The organism is Bacillus sp. TH25 (assembly GCF_016650935.1).
Taxonomy (GTDB): Bacteria; Bacillota; Bacilli; order Bacillales; family Bacillaceae_G; genus Bacillus_A; species Bacillus_A mycoides.
Window position 1 is genome coordinate 64,176 of sequence record NZ_JAEKEU010000031.1, and the last position, 15,379, is coordinate 79,554.

The window sequence follows — 15,379 nt, forward strand, 5'->3', positions numbered from 1 at the left end:
ATGAATCCATCAATTTCACGAAGGAAAAAAGGCATTTGGATTGGACTCGTATCTTTAATTATGTTATCAAACTATTTATTGTATGCCCTTCCAATAGTGCCAGCTGCCCCGAAAGAAGTAGTCCTCGGTTCATTATTAGATTTTATGTTTGTAATTCCAGTCATCACATATTTCTTTATTATACGGAAAAGATATTCGTTAACGTATATGTTTCCTGTAGTTATAGCTGGATATGTATTCGCAAGATTTATAATTCCTAGTGATTATTTACAAGCTTTTTCATTTATTTCGTATGTAATAGTTGCTGGAGAAATTGTGTTCGTATGTTTTGAACTGTTTCTTATATATAAAATTATAAGAGTACTTCCTAAAATAATAAAACGACATAAAGAATATAGAAGTGAGTATTCTTCATTTTCTTATGCGATTGATGCAGCATTTGATGCTAATATGAAGAGAAGTAAGACAGTAAATATCATTCTAACAGAGTGTAAATTACTCTATTATGCTTTTTTATCGTGGCGTGAAAAAGTATTAGAAAGTGAATCCACATACTCATATCATAAAAAGACCGGTGCAATAGGTGTTTATATCATGATTATTCATGCAACATTAATTGAAAGTATCGGTTTTCATTATTTACTTCATCAATGGAATCCAGTAATAGCTTGGGTTTTACTCATCTTAAACATATATGCGATGTTTTATTTTTTAGCTGAAATACAAGCGATGCGTAAAAATCCAATTATCGTTGCGGAAGAAAAAGTGATTATTCAAATTGGATTAGGAAAGAAAATCGTTATATCATTTACACAAATTGATAACATTGCGTTTTATAAAGGCGAACCTTTAAAGAAAGAAGAAGAGAAAGAGGTTCTTGACGCAACTGTTATGGAATTTATAAAGGAACCTCCAACTTTTGAAATAACGTTAAAAGAGCCAATTAAAGCGCAGTTGTTATATGGATTTTCTAAAACAGTAAGTCGTATTCACTTAAATGTAGACGATGAACGGAAATTTTATGATGTAGTTAAGGGAAAGTTAAAACATGAGTAAAGCTCCTAAATATCATCGTGCGTTTGGTGTACGGCATTTGTATCGAAAATAATAGTATTATTAGTAATCGATAAAATTAAAGGACCATACAGAAACCGATATGATCTACCTGGTGGTAGTTTAGAAGATGGAGAATCATTATTAGCTGGACTTTATAGAGAAATAGAAGAAGAGACTGGGCTGAAAGTGAAGGTAGTAAAATAATAATGGTATTGGAGTTCCTTCTAATTTAGAAGGGGCTTTTTTGTGGAGTAGCAAATGAGATTATATTGATTTTATTTTTAAAAACAAGAAACTAGTTGACTGAATGCTTTCTTGGTGGATCGTCTGCTGCAGGTAAAGAAGTTGCAGCGGAACACAGCAATGTATATTTAACGTGGGGAGAGCCACCAAAGCAAGTGAAAGAAAAAATAGAAGAAGTAAAAAAACTTGCGGAAGAGAAGGGGCGTAACGTACGATTTGGTATTAGGCTACACGTAATTGTAAGGGAGACAGAAGAAGAAGCATGGGAAGAGGCTGAGAAGTTAATTCAATATGTAGATAATGAAACAATTGAGCTCGCTCAAAAAACATTTGCAAGATATGATTCAGTCGGTCAAAAACGGATGACACATTTAAATAAAGGAACACGGGATTCGTTAGAGATAAGTCCTAACTTATGGTCTGGCATCGGACTTGTAAGAGGTGGTGCAGGTACTGCACTTGTAGGAGATCCACATACAGTAGCGAAAAGGATAAAAGAATATGAAGCGTTAGGAATTGAGACGTTTGTTTTATCGGGATATCCGCATTTAGAAGAAGCGTATGAAGTAGCAGAATTATTATTCCCACTATTGAAAGACGAAAAGAAACAAGAAAATAAAATTGTTGGTGAAATGATTGCTGATGCATATGCACTAAAAAAATAATGAAAAATAAAAAAACTCGCAGCTTACTAGCTTGCGGGTTTTCGTCGTAAACAATTAAAAAATATGATAAAATTAAGAGGTAACTTATGGTACGGTTGGTTGTTCAATTATCACTTCTCCAAAGTAGGAGGGGGTGATAATAAGTGAGTGAAATTGCGTTGTTACTGCAAGGTGGACTGTTTCTCATTGCATTGTTAACGTTTATTGTCGTCTTAATTGACAAGCTCAAAAAATAACAACCCACCTATGCCTATAGAATGTGGGTTGTTGTGTTTGTACGAAACAAATAGGATAAATGAACAATCCAATCTGCTAAGTTACGTGGACTAGTGTGTAGCCGCACACTAGTCTTTTTTATTTATATACAGGTTTTAATTGTTTTATGTGATTGTATTGTTCTTTTCACACTCATTATAACACAGTGTCTTTTCATGAAGAAAGGAGACCGTATGTTCCTATATGGATTAAATAGAACGTGTAGTTTCTTTAAATAGCCCATCCATATACTGTTTTAAACTTTCCACAAAAAATCCTTTTTTGTCTACATTATTTACGCCGACAATTGGTGATGGAAGATTGTATCTTTTTTCTGATAAATGAACAACAACATCAAAAATATCAAATAGGCGAATGAAGCAGAATAGCCCGTCTTTATCACTAAGTAAAATAAAGTAATGGTTTTCGCTCGTTGTATTTAATGTATTCCATAAAGAGCTTTTGCTTAAGTCACGAACGATACTCTTTTCCTTTAATTCCATGAAATCGGCATTTAATAGAATGGTAGAAATATCAATCGCATCTGGATCGTCAAAGTAGCCATCAATTGTTTGTACAGCAAAAGTATAAGCCATTTTTAATACACTCATTTTATATTTACGGTTATCTAAAAGCAATTCACGTTGAATAGAACTAGCTACTTTTGTTACGCGCTCTTCTTTCCAAATTTCATTATGTAATGAAATATCGTGCTTTTTACATAGTTTCATAATTAATGCATTGGAATAAAGTATCTCATCACTTACTTCGACTACATCTGTCTCAGCGGCTGCTAGCTCCTCACCATGTTCATTCGTATAGAGAGGGGAATCGATTTGTTTTTTCATTTGCTCAATCTTATATTGACTTAATTTATGTCTAATTAAAGGACGATCAATATTTGTTGTCATATGTTCATGACATGAATCACAAATTGAGTTTATGAAATAATATCCACATAATATCTCTGGAATAACATATTGTTCACTAAGTTCTTTCGTATCTTTTCTGCAAATGATGCATTGTGTCATATTTATCACCTTTACCTGCAAATTTGTCTGTAATCTCATTGTAGTGTATTTAATGGGATTTTGGAATATTGTAAAGGAAAATATTATGTGAAATCTAAGTTTAATTTGGTACAATGAAGAGAAGTGCTAGTTTAAAGGAGGACGTTTTTTTGAAATCGAAAGTGCACTTTTGGACATTAGAAGTGCTGATGGTTGTAGGAATTATATTTATTTGCACAAAAATATCGTTTCTATTTCAACCGATTGGTATCTTCATATCAACATTATTTTTCCCAATTTTAATCGCGCTATTTTTATACTTCATATTTAACCCTGTGTTAGTCTTTTTGGAGAATAAAAAAGTACCTAGAGGTTTAGCGATCTTACTACTGTATCTTTTTATCATCACATTAACTGGAGTTGCTATTGGAGTAGTCGTTCCAACCATCTCACAACAGTTAATGGATTTAGTAAAAAATATGCCGACTTACATAAAAGAGGGAAAAGTATACATACAAGATCTATCCCATCATAGATTATTTGAATGGCTATCTACACAAAACTACGTTTCCATTGAGACAATTGAGAAAAATGCAATTGAATACTTAAAGGAAATACCAAACACACTTACGTCGAGTGCAACGGCTTTATTTGGTATTATCACGAACGTGGCGTTAGTTATCTTTACAGTACCGTTCATTTTATTTTATATGTTTAAAGATGGACATGCATTTCCAGGAAAAGCTGTTAGTGTATTACCAGAGTCTTACCGTGAAGAAGGACTTCGTATCATAAAGGAAACGAACGAAACATTATCTGCATATATTCAAGGTCAAGCGCTCGTTTGTATGTTTATTGGTGCCTTTACATTTACTGGTTATTTAATCATCGGTTTACCGTATGCTTTCGTTTTAGGAATTATCGCAGCATTTACAAACATCATTCCAAACTTGGGCCCATTTATCGGAGCAGCACCAGCTGTCATTATAGGTCTGTTCGTATCTCCGATGCAAGCTCTGTACGTAATTATTATAGTAACAATCGTACAACAGTTTGAAAGTAACATCATTTCACCGCGTATTATGAGTTCAAAATTAAATATCCATCCGTTGACAATTATCATCCTTATTTTAGGGGTAGGTAATTTCGCGGGAATTATTGGAATGATTTTAGCAGTACCAGCTTATGCGGTAACAAAAACAGTTGTTTCGAACTTAGTGAGATTGTTTAAGACGAAACGAAGTAAACGGAAATAGAATATGTTGAGAAAGATACACCGCTTAATAAAAAGGGGTGTATCTTTTATTTTTTAGTGTATGAAATACTTATTATTGTATATTTTTTACACATCAAATCAGGCGGTGAATTTTTGTTAAATGAACTATGTGGAATCCCTCTGAACTATCCAAATCATTTCTTTACACCGCGTTATTAACATCATAATCGACTCCTTTCATTTCTAATATAAGTTCAAACAATTATAGGTGAGTGTAGTACTTGCTTCTACGATCACGAATTTCATCTATAATCTTTTTATACTGTTCCTCTTGTTTTACTTCATTTGCAGATATAGTTTCTTTTTGAATCGTAATGGTTAAAAAGAAAAGGTGAAACTTCATACATGAATTCCTCCTTTCGAATAGGAATTACAGGTGACTACAATAATGACTTTGTCGTTCTTTTACGTTGTACATAGCCTGCTCAATTTGTCGGTCATGAAGCATATCAGACTCAGACAGTTTGTTTTTTTGAATGGTAATTGTTAAAAATAATACTCTGAATTTCATTGGATATTACCCCTTTATAATTTATTTAGTAAAGACGATTGTAATAAGAGGACTGATGCTCTTTCACATCATCCATAATATTTTTAATTTGTTGTTCACGAGAAATTTCATCTCTTGAAAGTTTACGCTTTTGAATGGTAATCGTTAAAAAGAAAGCCTTAAATTTCATTAGGAAATTACCCCTTTATAATTTATTTAGTAAAGGCGATTGTAATAAGAGGACTGACGCTCTTTTACTTCGTCCATAATAATTTTAATTTGTTGTTCACGTAAGATTTCAGCTTTTGAAGATTTACGTTTTTGAATGGTGATAGTTAAAAAGAAAGTTTTGAATTTCATTAGGATATTGCCCCTTTTAAAAATATTTTTAGTACATTTGTGTATAATACGAACTTTTAATGTCCGTTATTTTATCCATAGTTTGTTTTAATTGTTGTTTACGAAAGATTTCAGCTTCAGATAACGTTTTTTTCTGAAGTGCTGTCGTAAAAAAGAAAATATGAAAAGTCATAGACGAATTCCTCCTTTCGAAAAGGAATTACAGGTGATCGCAATAAAGCACTTGGCGCTCCTTAACATCATTCATAGCTTTTGTAATTTGCTCATTATGAAGAATTTCAGCTTTGGAAAGTTTATTTCTTTGAATCGTAATACTTAAAAACAATACGCTAATAGTCATCGAATGTTGCTCCTTTCTTAAAAAAATAATGTAAGAGACTAAAAAATCGCATAAAAAAACCACAGGAAGGTATCGTTCTCCTATGGCTAGGCGTGAAAAAGCCACAGGAAAGTATACGACCTCCTGTGGCGAATTTATGAATTAATAGAAATAAAGTACGATTTTCAATTCTCCGTTAGGGTGGTCGAATTCATATTTAATTGTCCGAAAAACACAAGTGCAGTTAACGCTAAAGTTAAAGCATGTAATTGTAATTTCATCATTTCCTTCGACCTCCTTTTAGAATATTTTTCTTACGTTAGTAATTATATACAATTAATGGATAATTGTAAACATGAAAAGTGAAAATTTTTAATTTTGATTAAAATGCGTATATTTAAAAGGGCTTTTTAAAGGATACATTGTATGGATTGGATAATAAATAGAACGTGGGGGTGTCTAATGAAGTATATGAATAGAATAGCAGGTGTTATGCTAACAATTTTATTAGTTGTTACTGCTTGTTCTAATGGGGAGCAAATAAAAGAAATATCACATATTGAACCTGGGGCTTTTAAAAAATATACGGGGACATACGTTGGAAATAATTCCGACGTTATTGCGATTGTTACAAACTTACCTGGTGGTGAAACAGTTCAAAGTTTAAATTTAGAAAATGAAAATATTAAAGTGGAATATGGTGCAAAAGAGAATGGAAATCTTACAGAAGAAATGATTGAGACGTATTGGTTTGATGGGAAGGATACGATGAAGAAGAATTTACTCTTTAATGCTATTTATCTTGCAGTTTTAGTACCGAATGCGAAAGGGTATGAGTTTCAGATTGAAAATCAAAGTTTTGCATTAAAAAGAGAAGAACTTTTACCCATACTGTATAAAGAATTTAATGATTTGCCAAAGGATGATCTTATATGGAATAAGGGAATCGTAATGAATTTCTTTTACGGTAATCAAGAAAAAATAGAAAAGCTAGTTAATAATAAAGATTTTAGAAAGCAATTTTTTAATGAACATTCTGTGCGGGAATCTAAGTGATATGGAGGAAGATGTGATTATTTTACGATTGAAAATACGGACATTTTTTAAAGGGAGTCATTCAGTATCGAATGATTCTTTTTTTGATGAAAATTATGGAAAAAAATATAACGTTGTGCTATGGTTGATTACATAAGTAATGAACCTATGAACCTATGAACCTATGAACCTAAGGTGGTGAAATCGTGAAACCTACTCTAGAACAAAATAAGTTAATATACATACAAATTGCAGAAACAATTGAATCTGATATTTTAAAAGACATATTACTTGAAGAAGAACAAGTTCCGTCGACAAATCAATTTGCGAAGATGTTACAAATTAATCCGGCTACAGCTGCAAAAGGAGTAAATCTACTAGTAGATGAGGGGATTTTATATAAAAAGAGAGGGATCGGGATGTTTGTTACAAAGGGAGCAAAAGAAGTCGTACTAAAAAAAAGACAGCATGTTTTTATGACCGAGTATTTACCTAAAGTGTGGGAAGAAGCAAAAGTACTAGAAATATCAAAAGACGAATTGATGGACATGATACACAAAATTACGAAGGAGGGGAAAGAGGGATGATTGCACTTGAAACGAAAAACTTGTCTAAAAAATATAAAAAGAAATTAGCTGTTAACGAAGTAACTATTTCATTGGAAGAGCATAAAATATATGGTTTGCTTGGAAGAAACGGAGCGGGGAAAACAACTTTATTAAACATACTCGCTGGTCAAATTATTTCAAGTAGTGGAAGCGTAGCTGTATTTGGCGAAAATGTTTTTGAAAATAGTAAAGCGATGCGAAATATTTGTTTCGTAAAGGTGAAAGAAAACATTAATTTAAGTAGTAAGGTAAAAGATGTTTTTTATTTGTGTAACATGTTTTATGAAAATTGGGATCAAGAATATGCTGAGGAACTTATTAAAAAATTTCAATTGAATGCAAAAGAAAAATATTATGAGTTATCCCATGGTATGCAAACAATTGTTGGTATTATTAAAGGGTTAGCTAGTAGAGCACCAATTACTATTTTTGATGAGCCGACTACCGGTTTAGATGCAGCACATCGAGAGTTATTTTACGAATTACTATTGGAAGATTATAGTGAATATCCACGAACAATCATCTTATCAACACATTTAGTTGAGGAAGTGTCCCATGTTATAGAAAATGTAATCATATTAAAAGAAGGATCATTAGCTGTTCAATCCTCTGTGGAAGATTTTTTAGAAAAAGGACACATAATATCAGGACATAAAGATAAAGTGACAAATTTTTTAATGGGGAAAAATGTTGTAAAACAAGAGTTGTATGGGAATAAAGAGATTTCTGCGATATGGGAAGATCTTTCTGCTAGAGATTATGAGCTGATAGAAACTGAAGGGTTAGAAATAGACAGAGTAACACTGCAAAAACTATTTATTTATCTAACAGATAATGAGGTGAAATGAAAATGCTTTTAAAACAATTAAAGTTACATATGAAATTTCATTATAAGGCTGTTCTTATCTTTTGGTGTGTGGCATTACTTATAAAATGGACAACAACTGCAACTGATATAAAGGGACTAAAGGTAGCATTTTTACATGATATCTTCAATAATTCATCTATTGCAATTGCGATATTTATTGTGGCAAGTGTTTTTCTTGTTCAAGATGACATATTTCGTACAGTTGTCTCATTTGGCGTTACTAGATTACAATTCTTTATTGGTTCAGTATGTTTTATCATATTACAATCAGTAATTTTTTCATTTCTTCAAGTTTTGCTTTTACAAGGTACATTTTATGAAACGAAACATATAAATTTAGGAGCACATACAATCGAACAATTCTTTGCACAGTTCGTGTTCTATCTTTTATTAGCTAGCTTATTTCAATTAACAACTATTTTTCAGAAAAGATTTAATTGGATAGGATTTGCTTTTAGTGTGATTTTTTCTTGGGGTTGACGAGTACAATTTATGGTAAGGTAGGTTTGAAAGAATTGGTATTTATTGATAGTAAATCGTTACTTGATATACCTAATTTTATATCAACTTCGATAGTGCTTATTTTAATATACTTTATAATTAGCGCTCTATTTATTCGTAAAGTTTCTTTTGAGGATACGATTTAAGCACAATTACTTTAAGAGAGAAGGAAGACTGTATGGGAGATACTTCTTCACTAATAACCGTCTTTTTATGCGTAGCACTGTTAATTTTTTGGCGACGATATCGTTCTATGTATAAGCCGATAAAGGGAACGGGAAAACGTATTTTGTGGCCATTACTATTTTTAACACCGGGTATTTTATTGTTTTTTGGTCCAGTACATCCAGCTATATTACAAGTGACTATAGCAGCATCCATTGGGGTGATTTTCGCAATCCCACTTATATTTCTAACAAACTATGAGCGAAGAGAAGACGGAAACATTTATACGAAAAAAAGTGCTGCCTTTTTAATTACTTTTATCGGAATTGTTATTTTAAGATATGGTTCAAGACAATATATTGTTGACTTAGATCAGCAAACAATAGGTTTATTATTTTACGTAGTTGCAGTATCGTATATTATTCCGTGGAGAATTGCTTGTTATATAAAGTTTAGGAAAGTTTGGCGCGGGAATAGTAATCATGTGATATAAAAATAAAAACTTCTCATTTGAGAAGTTTTTATTTTTATAGGCTATTTGCTTGTAATACAATTTTCGAAATATCTTTAACAGAACCTATTTCAAATGCTCTCATACGAGCATTTACTGCACGTTTAAATTGCTCTGTTTGAGGTGTCGCTCATGTAACAGTGGGGAGAAAACATAGCACAGAGTTAGCGGCTGAAATAGCGAAGGATATTCCTAGTTTTCATGAGAAGTTGAACTGTGTAATCAATAGAATTAGTGTGGAACGAATTGGTGAGAATGGGGAATCAATTATTGAATTTGAAGTACCATTGCAAAAAAGCTGACAAAAGTCAGCTTTTTTATTTCATACCATGAAGTAAAGTACCAATCGCACCACTATAACCGCCGTCTTGTAAAAAGACAGGTATTTTGTTTTGATATTCTGTATAGCTACTTATAATATTTTGAAGATGTACGTTATTACATAGAGTAGAACCGATGTAAATGATATGGTCAATGTTTTTTGCTTCGGCGAATTGAAGGCTTAATGCTGTGACGACTTCACCGACAAGTCCTTGAACGGTAGCTAGTATATCTGAACTACTATAATTTGAGTCTGTAATGGTCGCTTTTCCGAAATTGCTAGCAGTTAAGTTATTATCAAGAGGGGAGAGAATCCCGCCATAAATATCTCCAACTGTAATATCTAGACTGTTTCTTGAACCAATTTTCGTAAGCGGAATCACGTCTTCAAAATGATCTATATTTGTTAATAGTTTTGAAAGACCCATAATAGTACCACCGCCAACTCCAGTTCCACCAGCGCGAACATATTGCTTGTCGTGAACATAGTGAATGGAAGTACCTGTACCGATATTTGTTAGTACAAAGTTGTTTATAGCACGTTTTTCTTCTTTTAGTATGTATCGTACTCCTGCTAAAGTAGCTTCAAACTCGTTTAATTCTACTATTTTATATGAACTTGAAAGGAGTTGTTCTAACTGTTTAGCTTTACCACCTGTAATGCATAATTGTGTAATTGAATTATTATTATGAAGCCATTCTTTAATTCTTTCTTGTTCATATGAATAAAATTTTTCAAAAACTAATTTGTTCATTTCGTTAAAGTAAGCAATTTTTGTTAATGTTCCCCCAGCATCAATACCAATAACATTCCGCATTTCCCTACCCCTTACTATGTAATCTGTTTAATCAGCTTGATATATTAATAGCTTTTCAATGGTAACGATTGATTGACCGTTTACAGAGGCAATTCCTTTCCCAAGAACAAAACCTCGTCTGTTACGTGTTAATTCATAATGTAAGTCAAGTTTATCACCGGGATACGCATTTTCATGAAATTCCACCCCATCTAAAGAGGAGAGGAAACCAAGTCCTTCAGATTCACCTGTACTTACAAAAGCACTAAGTTGAGCCAGTGCTTCTACAATTAGCATATGAGGCATATAGTTTTGATTTTCATTAATAAACCACTCGTTATTTGTGATCAGTTTGTATCCTGTAGCTGATTGAGATTCTTTAACGTTTGTAATTTTATCAATCATTAAAAATGGATAGCGATGGGGAAGAGTATCTTTAATATTCATATCGTACCTCCAGGAATAATAATACCCCTGCTAAAGTTAAGCAGGGGAGTTATTATTAATTCTTAACTAATTCTTCTATTTTTTCAATAGAGAAAATACCGCTATTTTTAATGTTTTCAACTGCTTCTTGTAATACTACTTTATCTTGAACAAGTGCAATACGTACAAAACCTTCGCCATGAGGACCAAATGCATGGCCTGGTGTGACAACGACATTTGCACGATCCATAAGTGCATAAGCGAACTCTAGCGAAGTCCATCCTTTCGGAATTTCAGCCCAAACGAACATACTTCCAGCTGGTTTATCGACATTCCAACCGAATTTGCGGAATCCGTCCACTAAAGTATCTCTACGTTCTTGGTAAATTCTACGGTTTTTTTCGCAAAATGCAGCGCCGTGTCGTAATGCCGCGGATGCAGCTTTTTGAATTGGTAAAAACACACCGTAATCTGTATTAGACTTGAATTGCGTAAGCGCGCCGACAATTTCTTCGTTACCAATCATATAACCAATACGGCTACCAGCTAAACTATAACTTTTAGATAAAGAATTAATTTCAACGCCAACTTCTTTTCCACCAGGTACAGATAAGAAGCTAATTGGCTTTTGACCATCAAAATAAAATTCAGCATAAGCAAAATCATGGACAACGATAATATTATGTTTTTTCGCGAATGCAATTACATCTTTAAAGAAATCTTCATGTGCCATTGCTGGAACTGGATTTCCTGGGAAGTTCAAAATCATCATCTTTGCTTTATTGGCGATTTCTTCAGGGATAACTTCTAAGTTAGGTAAGAAATCATTTTCTTTTTTTAATGGCATGTAGTAAGATGTTGCACCGGCCATTTGAATTCCTGTTTCATAAGCCGTATATCCTGGATCAGGAACTAATATAATATCTCCCGGATTTGCAAAAACCATCGGTAAATGAACGAGTCCGTCTTGTGAACCCATTAATAATAAAACTTCTTTTTCAGCATTTAATATAACGTTATGAGTGTTGTTGTAATATTCAGTTACAGCTTCGTGAAATTCTTGAATACCAGATAATGTATATCCGTAACTTTCTTTTGCACTTGCTGTATGTACCATTTCTTCTCTCACAAAATTAGCAGGAGGCATATCAGGATTCCCGATACTTAAATCGATCATTTTATGACCTGCTGCAATTTTCTCTTTTTTATAGGCCCCTAATTCACTAAATATAGAAGATTGGAATGCTTTCATTCTAGTTGCTAAAGTGTAAGTCATCAAAACCCCTCCTAAAAACAGTGTTTTCTTTCTGTATTTTTAATTATTCTGAAAACACATGTTTACATTTTATCATTTTTTTATGAAAATTAAAACGATTGACAAATTTAGAGGGAGGATAGTAAGGGGGAAATAAAAATAACGCAGAAAATATTTTCCACGTTATAAATGACAATTATTTGTTTGTTTTTTTGTATGTACATGTTTTTTCAGTTGTAAAAAAGTATACATTTAATTTATTATCGACAACTTTTAAAGATTGATCCGATGTAAACGAGTTACCATAATCAATACGATACACGTTAGAATTTTTAACAAACGATCCTTTAAATAAATCCTCTTTTTTATTTGTTGTTTGCATTTCCACTAAATTGTGAACAACCTTTTCTTTCTTTTCTTCTTTTACAACTGTTTCAAATTTATAATATACAGGGCATTCACCTTTTTTATTATCAATGACTTCCCAAGAGCCGTATATATCATTATTGCTACATCCACTAAGTAGAACGATTAATATAGGGAAAATAAATAGAAACTTTTTCATTGTGTACTCCTTTCTTATTAGTTTTTATAAACGTGCGAATACGATAGGAATATTGTAAAAAATAAAGTTTAAATTTTTATAAAGAATTATTAAATTTCACATAAAAATTTGGAGAAAGGTGAGATTTTCAAAATAAAAAGGCATGAATCTAGTGTAATGCTAGATTCATGCCTAATGGTCTATCTTATGTTATGTCTTTTGAGGATAAATGAAGCGGAAAGAAGAATGACAATTCCATTTACAATATATACATTTACAATAACGAAGACTAGGTTAGCTGCTCCCAAACCACCTTTATCGAATATAGAGGTGAATGCTGTAGTAGTCAAAAAGATAATGGGAGTTAACAATAAAAATAGGAAACCTGCAACAATCCTTCTTTTAAAGTTATTTTGAGATAAGGAAATGGCTAAAAAATTAAGGACGCCAAACATGATCAATGAAAAAAGAAGGATAATTAATAATTGGATGCCATCAGACATTTCCACAGCTCCTTTTTGAAAAATCTATAATTTATTTTATTCGAAAGTAGTAGGGGATAATCCTTTAAATATTTGAACTACATAAAGAGAATAGATTTTAATCCTTGAAATTCAAAAAGAATGGACCCAGTAAAATACGGGATCCATTCTTAAGAAGTATTAGTTTTATAAATTCGCAGATTGCGACGTTTGTTTTTCAAATCGTTTCTGTTTAGATAAGGAAATAAATATAATTACCAATGAAATGACTCCGAAAATTAGAACCATATACTGTAATCCAATCGTATCTAAGAAGAAGCCTGTGCCGAGTAAGACAATTTGGAACATAACTCTTTCAAACATATTACGGAATGAGAAGAGACGTCCGTGATAGCTTTTTTCGACTTTCGTTTGGAAAATTGTCGACATAATAGGGAAGAAGCAGCCAACACTAAATCCAAACAAACCAAATGAGGCAAGTGCCATCCATTTAATATCGCTAAAGAACAACGAAAGGTGTGCAAAAGCGGTACAAAATGCGAAGAAGTATAGTAACTTTTCAGGTTTGAAATGATCAGATAAACGTTTAATAACGAATGCACCTAACATAAACGCTACACCTTCAATTGTATATATGAATCCTTTAATTGTTGGGTCATGTTGCATTTCGCTAATGTTAATAACCATTAAATTGAATCCAGCTATAAATAAAAGAGGGATAATACTTAATATAAGTGCTTTAAAAGCAATAGGGATTCCTTTTAAAATACGAAATACTTCCATAAAACTATTATCTTTAGCTGATTGTTTACTTAATGTAGCGGATTTTTTATCTTCAAATTGTAGGAAGAAAGTTGAGAGGAATAATAAAGCGTATGCTGCCATTGAGAAGGCATACATATACTGTAAACTCATTACAACTAAAAGAATTCCACCTAGTGAAGTACCTGCAATACGAGCGATTGTACCGATATTCATATGTACACCGTTCATCTGTAATAGCTCATGCTCACTAACGATGAGTGGGATTACAGATTGTAATGCAGGGAAATAAAATGCCGCTGAAATTTGAAGTGCAATCATAAAAGCAATCATAAATGCGATACTTTCATATTGAATAGCGAAAAACATGAAAATAACACTAATCACACGACCAAATCCAGCGTAAAGAAGAACCTTCTTTTTTTCATACTGATCAATAACACGCCCAGCCATTGGACCAACTAGAACACCAGCTAACAGTCCGATAAATAATATAACGGATTTCATAAAATCAGAAGGGACATATTTTTGCATAAATTCAAGATTACCAAGAATACCAAGCCATAACCCTAGACCAGCAATAAACTCCCCAATTAACACAATCCAAACATTTTTATTACGCCACATAATGTAAAACCTCTCCGTCTTTTAAAATGAAAAACTCGTATATAAAACCTCCTTATTTTATGTATTATTTTTAACGAACTTTTTTAGAGTCAGAGTCTATATTACGTGTTTCATTAATGGATTTCAATCTTTTTGATTTGTAAAAAAATGATGAATTAAGCGATACAATGGGTAACTAAAAATACAAAAAATTCACAAGTAAATTCAAAGGGAAGGTAAGTGTGGGGAAAATAAAAAAAAGTAAGAACGCAGATAATACGTCTTACTTTTCTCAAAAAACCAAAATAGATTAAATTAGCAACACTTATGATCTTGCCCAATAGCTAAACCGCTAAAAGACAGAGGACCAACAATGTCTGCACTTGCACCACTAGTAAGGTTTTCTACAGTTAATGAATACTCGTGAGTCCCGCAGCTAACATTTTGATCTATAGCTTGAAATGTTTGCGCGTAAAATTGCTCAGAATCTGTAGATTCAATCCCTACTTGAGCGTTGAAGATTTCTGTATTGTCACGGAAAATTCGGAATAAAACTTGTGAAATCTCAGTTATACCTTTAACCCCAACTGTAGCAATTAATTCTACTCGATTATTACGTGAATCTCTTCTTGAAATTTTTAATTTAATACTTGCTAGAATTGCTTTTTCTGGGGAATGGGGAATTACAAAAGTTGTTTCACCTGTTTTATTTAAAGGTTGAGTAGCTTGATAATCAATGATATGAGTCATATTCGTCACCTCCTCATATACTAAAATATGAAGGTAACGATGAATTAGCTTGGACATATACTATAAGATTTTAA

21 protein-coding genes and 4 pseudogenes are annotated in these 15,379 nt (G+C 32.4%); 11 read left to right on the forward strand and 14 right to left on the reverse strand.

Going from position 1 to position 15,379, the window contains the following annotated elements; all coding sequences use genetic code 11:
• The 4 genes and pseudogenes from JFT89_RS14775 to JFT89_RS30310 all read left to right on the forward strand — a co-directional run bounded on the left by JFT89_RS14775 (position 1) and on the right by JFT89_RS30310 (position 2,200).
• Positions 1–1,056, forward strand: coding sequence for a hypothetical protein (locus tag JFT89_RS14775; RefSeq protein ID WP_016095647.1), 1,056 nt, complete (start codon positions 1–3; stop codon positions 1,054–1,056).
• Positions 1,049–1,257: pseudogene (locus JFT89_RS14780) on the forward strand (NUDIX domain-containing protein); the annotation flags it as partial. The gene JFT89_RS14775 and the pseudogene JFT89_RS14780, both read left to right, overlap by 8 nt.
• Positions 1,258–1,367: 110 nt before the next feature.
• Positions 1,368–1,964 (forward strand): annotated as a pseudogene (locus JFT89_RS14785) (LLM class flavin-dependent oxidoreductase); the annotation flags it as partial.
• Positions 1,965–2,107: 143 nt separating this feature from the next.
• On the forward strand, positions 2,108–2,200 hold the full coding sequence (locus JFT89_RS30310; RefSeq protein WP_001289318.1) for a putative holin-like toxin: 93 nt from the start codon (positions 2,108–2,110) through the stop codon (positions 2,198–2,200).
• A 228-nt stretch (positions 2,201–2,428) separates the two neighbouring features.
• Here JFT89_RS30310 and JFT89_RS14790 read toward each other — a convergent pair whose 3' ends face one another.
• The gene (locus JFT89_RS14790) at positions 2,429–3,250 is read right to left on the reverse strand and encodes an HNH endonuclease (RefSeq protein WP_000189680.1); all 822 of its coding nucleotides are present in this window, start codon (positions 3,248–3,250) and stop codon (positions 2,429–2,431) included.
• Positions 3,251–3,399: 149 nt separating this feature from the next.
• Between JFT89_RS14790 and JFT89_RS14795 the strand changes: the two genes are divergently transcribed.
• Positions 3,400–4,485 (forward strand): AI-2E family transporter, encoded by a 1,086-nt coding sequence (locus JFT89_RS14795; protein WP_002136851.1) that lies wholly within the window; start codon positions 3,400–3,402, stop codon positions 4,483–4,485.
• A 222-nt stretch (positions 4,486–4,707) separates the two neighbouring features.
• Here JFT89_RS14795 and JFT89_RS14800 read toward each other — a convergent pair whose 3' ends face one another.
• Genes JFT89_RS14800 through JFT89_RS14825 form a run of 6 tightly spaced genes read right to left on the reverse strand, consistent with a single transcriptional unit; the run spans position 4,708 to position 5,695 of the window.
• Positions 4,708–4,848 (reverse strand): YrzI family small protein, encoded by a 141-nt coding sequence (locus JFT89_RS14800; protein ID WP_002065956.1) that lies wholly within the window; start codon positions 4,846–4,848, stop codon positions 4,708–4,710.
• A 27-nt stretch (positions 4,849–4,875) separates the two neighbouring features.
• Entirely contained in the window at positions 4,876–5,016 is a 141-nt protein-coding gene (locus JFT89_RS14805) for a YrzI family small protein (protein ID WP_000672237.1), read from the reverse strand.
• A gap of 25 nt (positions 5,017–5,041) precedes the next feature.
• Positions 5,042–5,185, reverse strand: coding sequence for a YrzI family small protein (locus tag JFT89_RS14810; RefSeq protein ID WP_002065957.1), 144 nt, complete (start codon positions 5,183–5,185; stop codon positions 5,042–5,044).
• Between the two features lie 26 nt (positions 5,186–5,211).
• Positions 5,212–5,355: a YrzI family small protein gene (locus tag JFT89_RS14815; RefSeq protein ID WP_201040301.1), complete on the reverse strand. Its 144-nt coding sequence runs from the start codon at positions 5,353–5,355 to the stop codon at positions 5,212–5,214.
• A 28-nt stretch (positions 5,356–5,383) separates the two neighbouring features.
• The gene (locus tag JFT89_RS14820) at positions 5,384–5,527 is read right to left on the reverse strand and encodes a YrzI family small protein (RefSeq protein WP_000142704.1); all 144 of its coding nucleotides are present in this window, start codon (positions 5,525–5,527) and stop codon (positions 5,384–5,386) included.
• A 27-nt stretch (positions 5,528–5,554) separates the two neighbouring features.
• On the reverse strand, positions 5,555–5,695 hold the full coding sequence (locus tag JFT89_RS14825) for a YrzI family small protein (RefSeq protein ID WP_002065958.1): 141 nt from the start codon (positions 5,693–5,695) through the stop codon (positions 5,555–5,557).
• A gap of 441 nt (positions 5,696–6,136) precedes the next feature.
• Between JFT89_RS14825 and JFT89_RS14830 the strand changes: the two genes are divergently transcribed.
• The 6 genes and pseudogenes from JFT89_RS14830 to JFT89_RS14855 all read left to right on the forward strand — a co-directional run.
• A complete protein-coding gene (locus JFT89_RS14830; RefSeq protein ID WP_002065960.1) occupies positions 6,137–6,730 on the forward strand; it encodes a DUF4825 domain-containing protein in 594 nt (197 codons plus the stop codon).
• A 185-nt stretch (positions 6,731–6,915) separates the two neighbouring features.
• The gene (locus JFT89_RS14835; RefSeq protein WP_000805181.1) at positions 6,916–7,296 is read left to right on the forward strand and encodes a GntR family transcriptional regulator; all 381 of its coding nucleotides are present in this window, start codon (positions 6,916–6,918) and stop codon (positions 7,294–7,296) included.
• The gene (locus JFT89_RS14840) at positions 7,293–8,165 is read left to right on the forward strand and encodes an ABC transporter ATP-binding protein (RefSeq protein ID WP_201040302.1); all 873 of its coding nucleotides are present in this window, start codon (positions 7,293–7,295) and stop codon (positions 8,163–8,165) included. Before JFT89_RS14835 ends, JFT89_RS14840 begins: the two co-directional genes overlap by 4 nt.
• Before the next feature lie 2 nt (positions 8,166–8,167).
• Positions 8,168–8,832: pseudogene (locus JFT89_RS14845) on the forward strand (DUF4052 family protein).
• Between the two features lie 32 nt (positions 8,833–8,864).
• Positions 8,865–9,344 carry a CcdC family protein gene (locus tag JFT89_RS14850; RefSeq protein WP_002136841.1) on the forward strand — a complete coding sequence of 160 codons (480 nt, stop codon included), beginning with the start codon at positions 8,865–8,867 and terminating at the stop codon, positions 9,342–9,344.
• Between the two features lie 143 nt (positions 9,345–9,487).
• Positions 9,488–9,664: pseudogene (locus tag JFT89_RS14855) on the forward strand (2'-5' RNA ligase family protein); the annotation flags it as partial.
• Between the two features lie 15 nt (positions 9,665–9,679).
• On the opposite strand, the gene coaW reads toward JFT89_RS14855, so the two are convergent.
• The 7 genes from coaW to exsC all read right to left on the reverse strand — a co-directional run bounded on the left by coaW (position 9,680) and on the right by exsC (position 15,305).
• Positions 9,680–10,501, reverse strand: a complete 822-nt coding sequence (gene coaW, locus JFT89_RS14860; RefSeq protein WP_002142183.1) for a type II pantothenate kinase — start codon at positions 10,499–10,501, stop codon at positions 9,680–9,682.
• Between the two features lie 27 nt (positions 10,502–10,528).
• Positions 10,529–10,927 (reverse strand): 3-hydroxyacyl-ACP dehydratase FabZ family protein, encoded by a 399-nt coding sequence (locus tag JFT89_RS14865; protein WP_002127819.1) that lies wholly within the window; start codon positions 10,925–10,927, stop codon positions 10,529–10,531.
• Between the two features lie 55 nt (positions 10,928–10,982).
• Complete coding sequence (locus tag JFT89_RS14870) at positions 10,983–12,182, reverse strand: LL-diaminopimelate aminotransferase (protein ID WP_201040303.1); 1,200 nt, start codon at positions 12,180–12,182, stop codon at positions 10,983–10,985.
• Positions 12,183–12,357: 175 nt separating this feature from the next.
• Positions 12,358–12,726 carry a hypothetical protein gene (locus JFT89_RS14875; RefSeq protein ID WP_002065911.1) on the reverse strand — a complete coding sequence of 123 codons (369 nt, stop codon included), beginning with the start codon at positions 12,724–12,726 and terminating at the stop codon, positions 12,358–12,360.
• Positions 12,727–12,905: 179 nt separating this feature from the next.
• On the reverse strand, positions 12,906–13,208 hold the full coding sequence (locus JFT89_RS14880; RefSeq protein ID WP_201040304.1) for a hypothetical protein: 303 nt from the start codon (positions 13,206–13,208) through the stop codon (positions 12,906–12,908).
• Positions 13,209–13,373: 165 nt separating this feature from the next.
• Positions 13,374–14,576, reverse strand: coding sequence for an MFS transporter (locus tag JFT89_RS14885; protein ID WP_002065912.1), 1,203 nt, complete (start codon positions 14,574–14,576; stop codon positions 13,374–13,376).
• 294 nt (positions 14,577–14,870) lie between these two features.
• Positions 14,871–15,305, reverse strand: a complete 435-nt coding sequence (gene exsC, locus JFT89_RS14890; RefSeq protein ID WP_002165595.1) for an exosporium protein ExsC — start codon at positions 15,303–15,305, stop codon at positions 14,871–14,873.
• Positions 15,306–15,379: the final 74 nt, after the last annotated feature.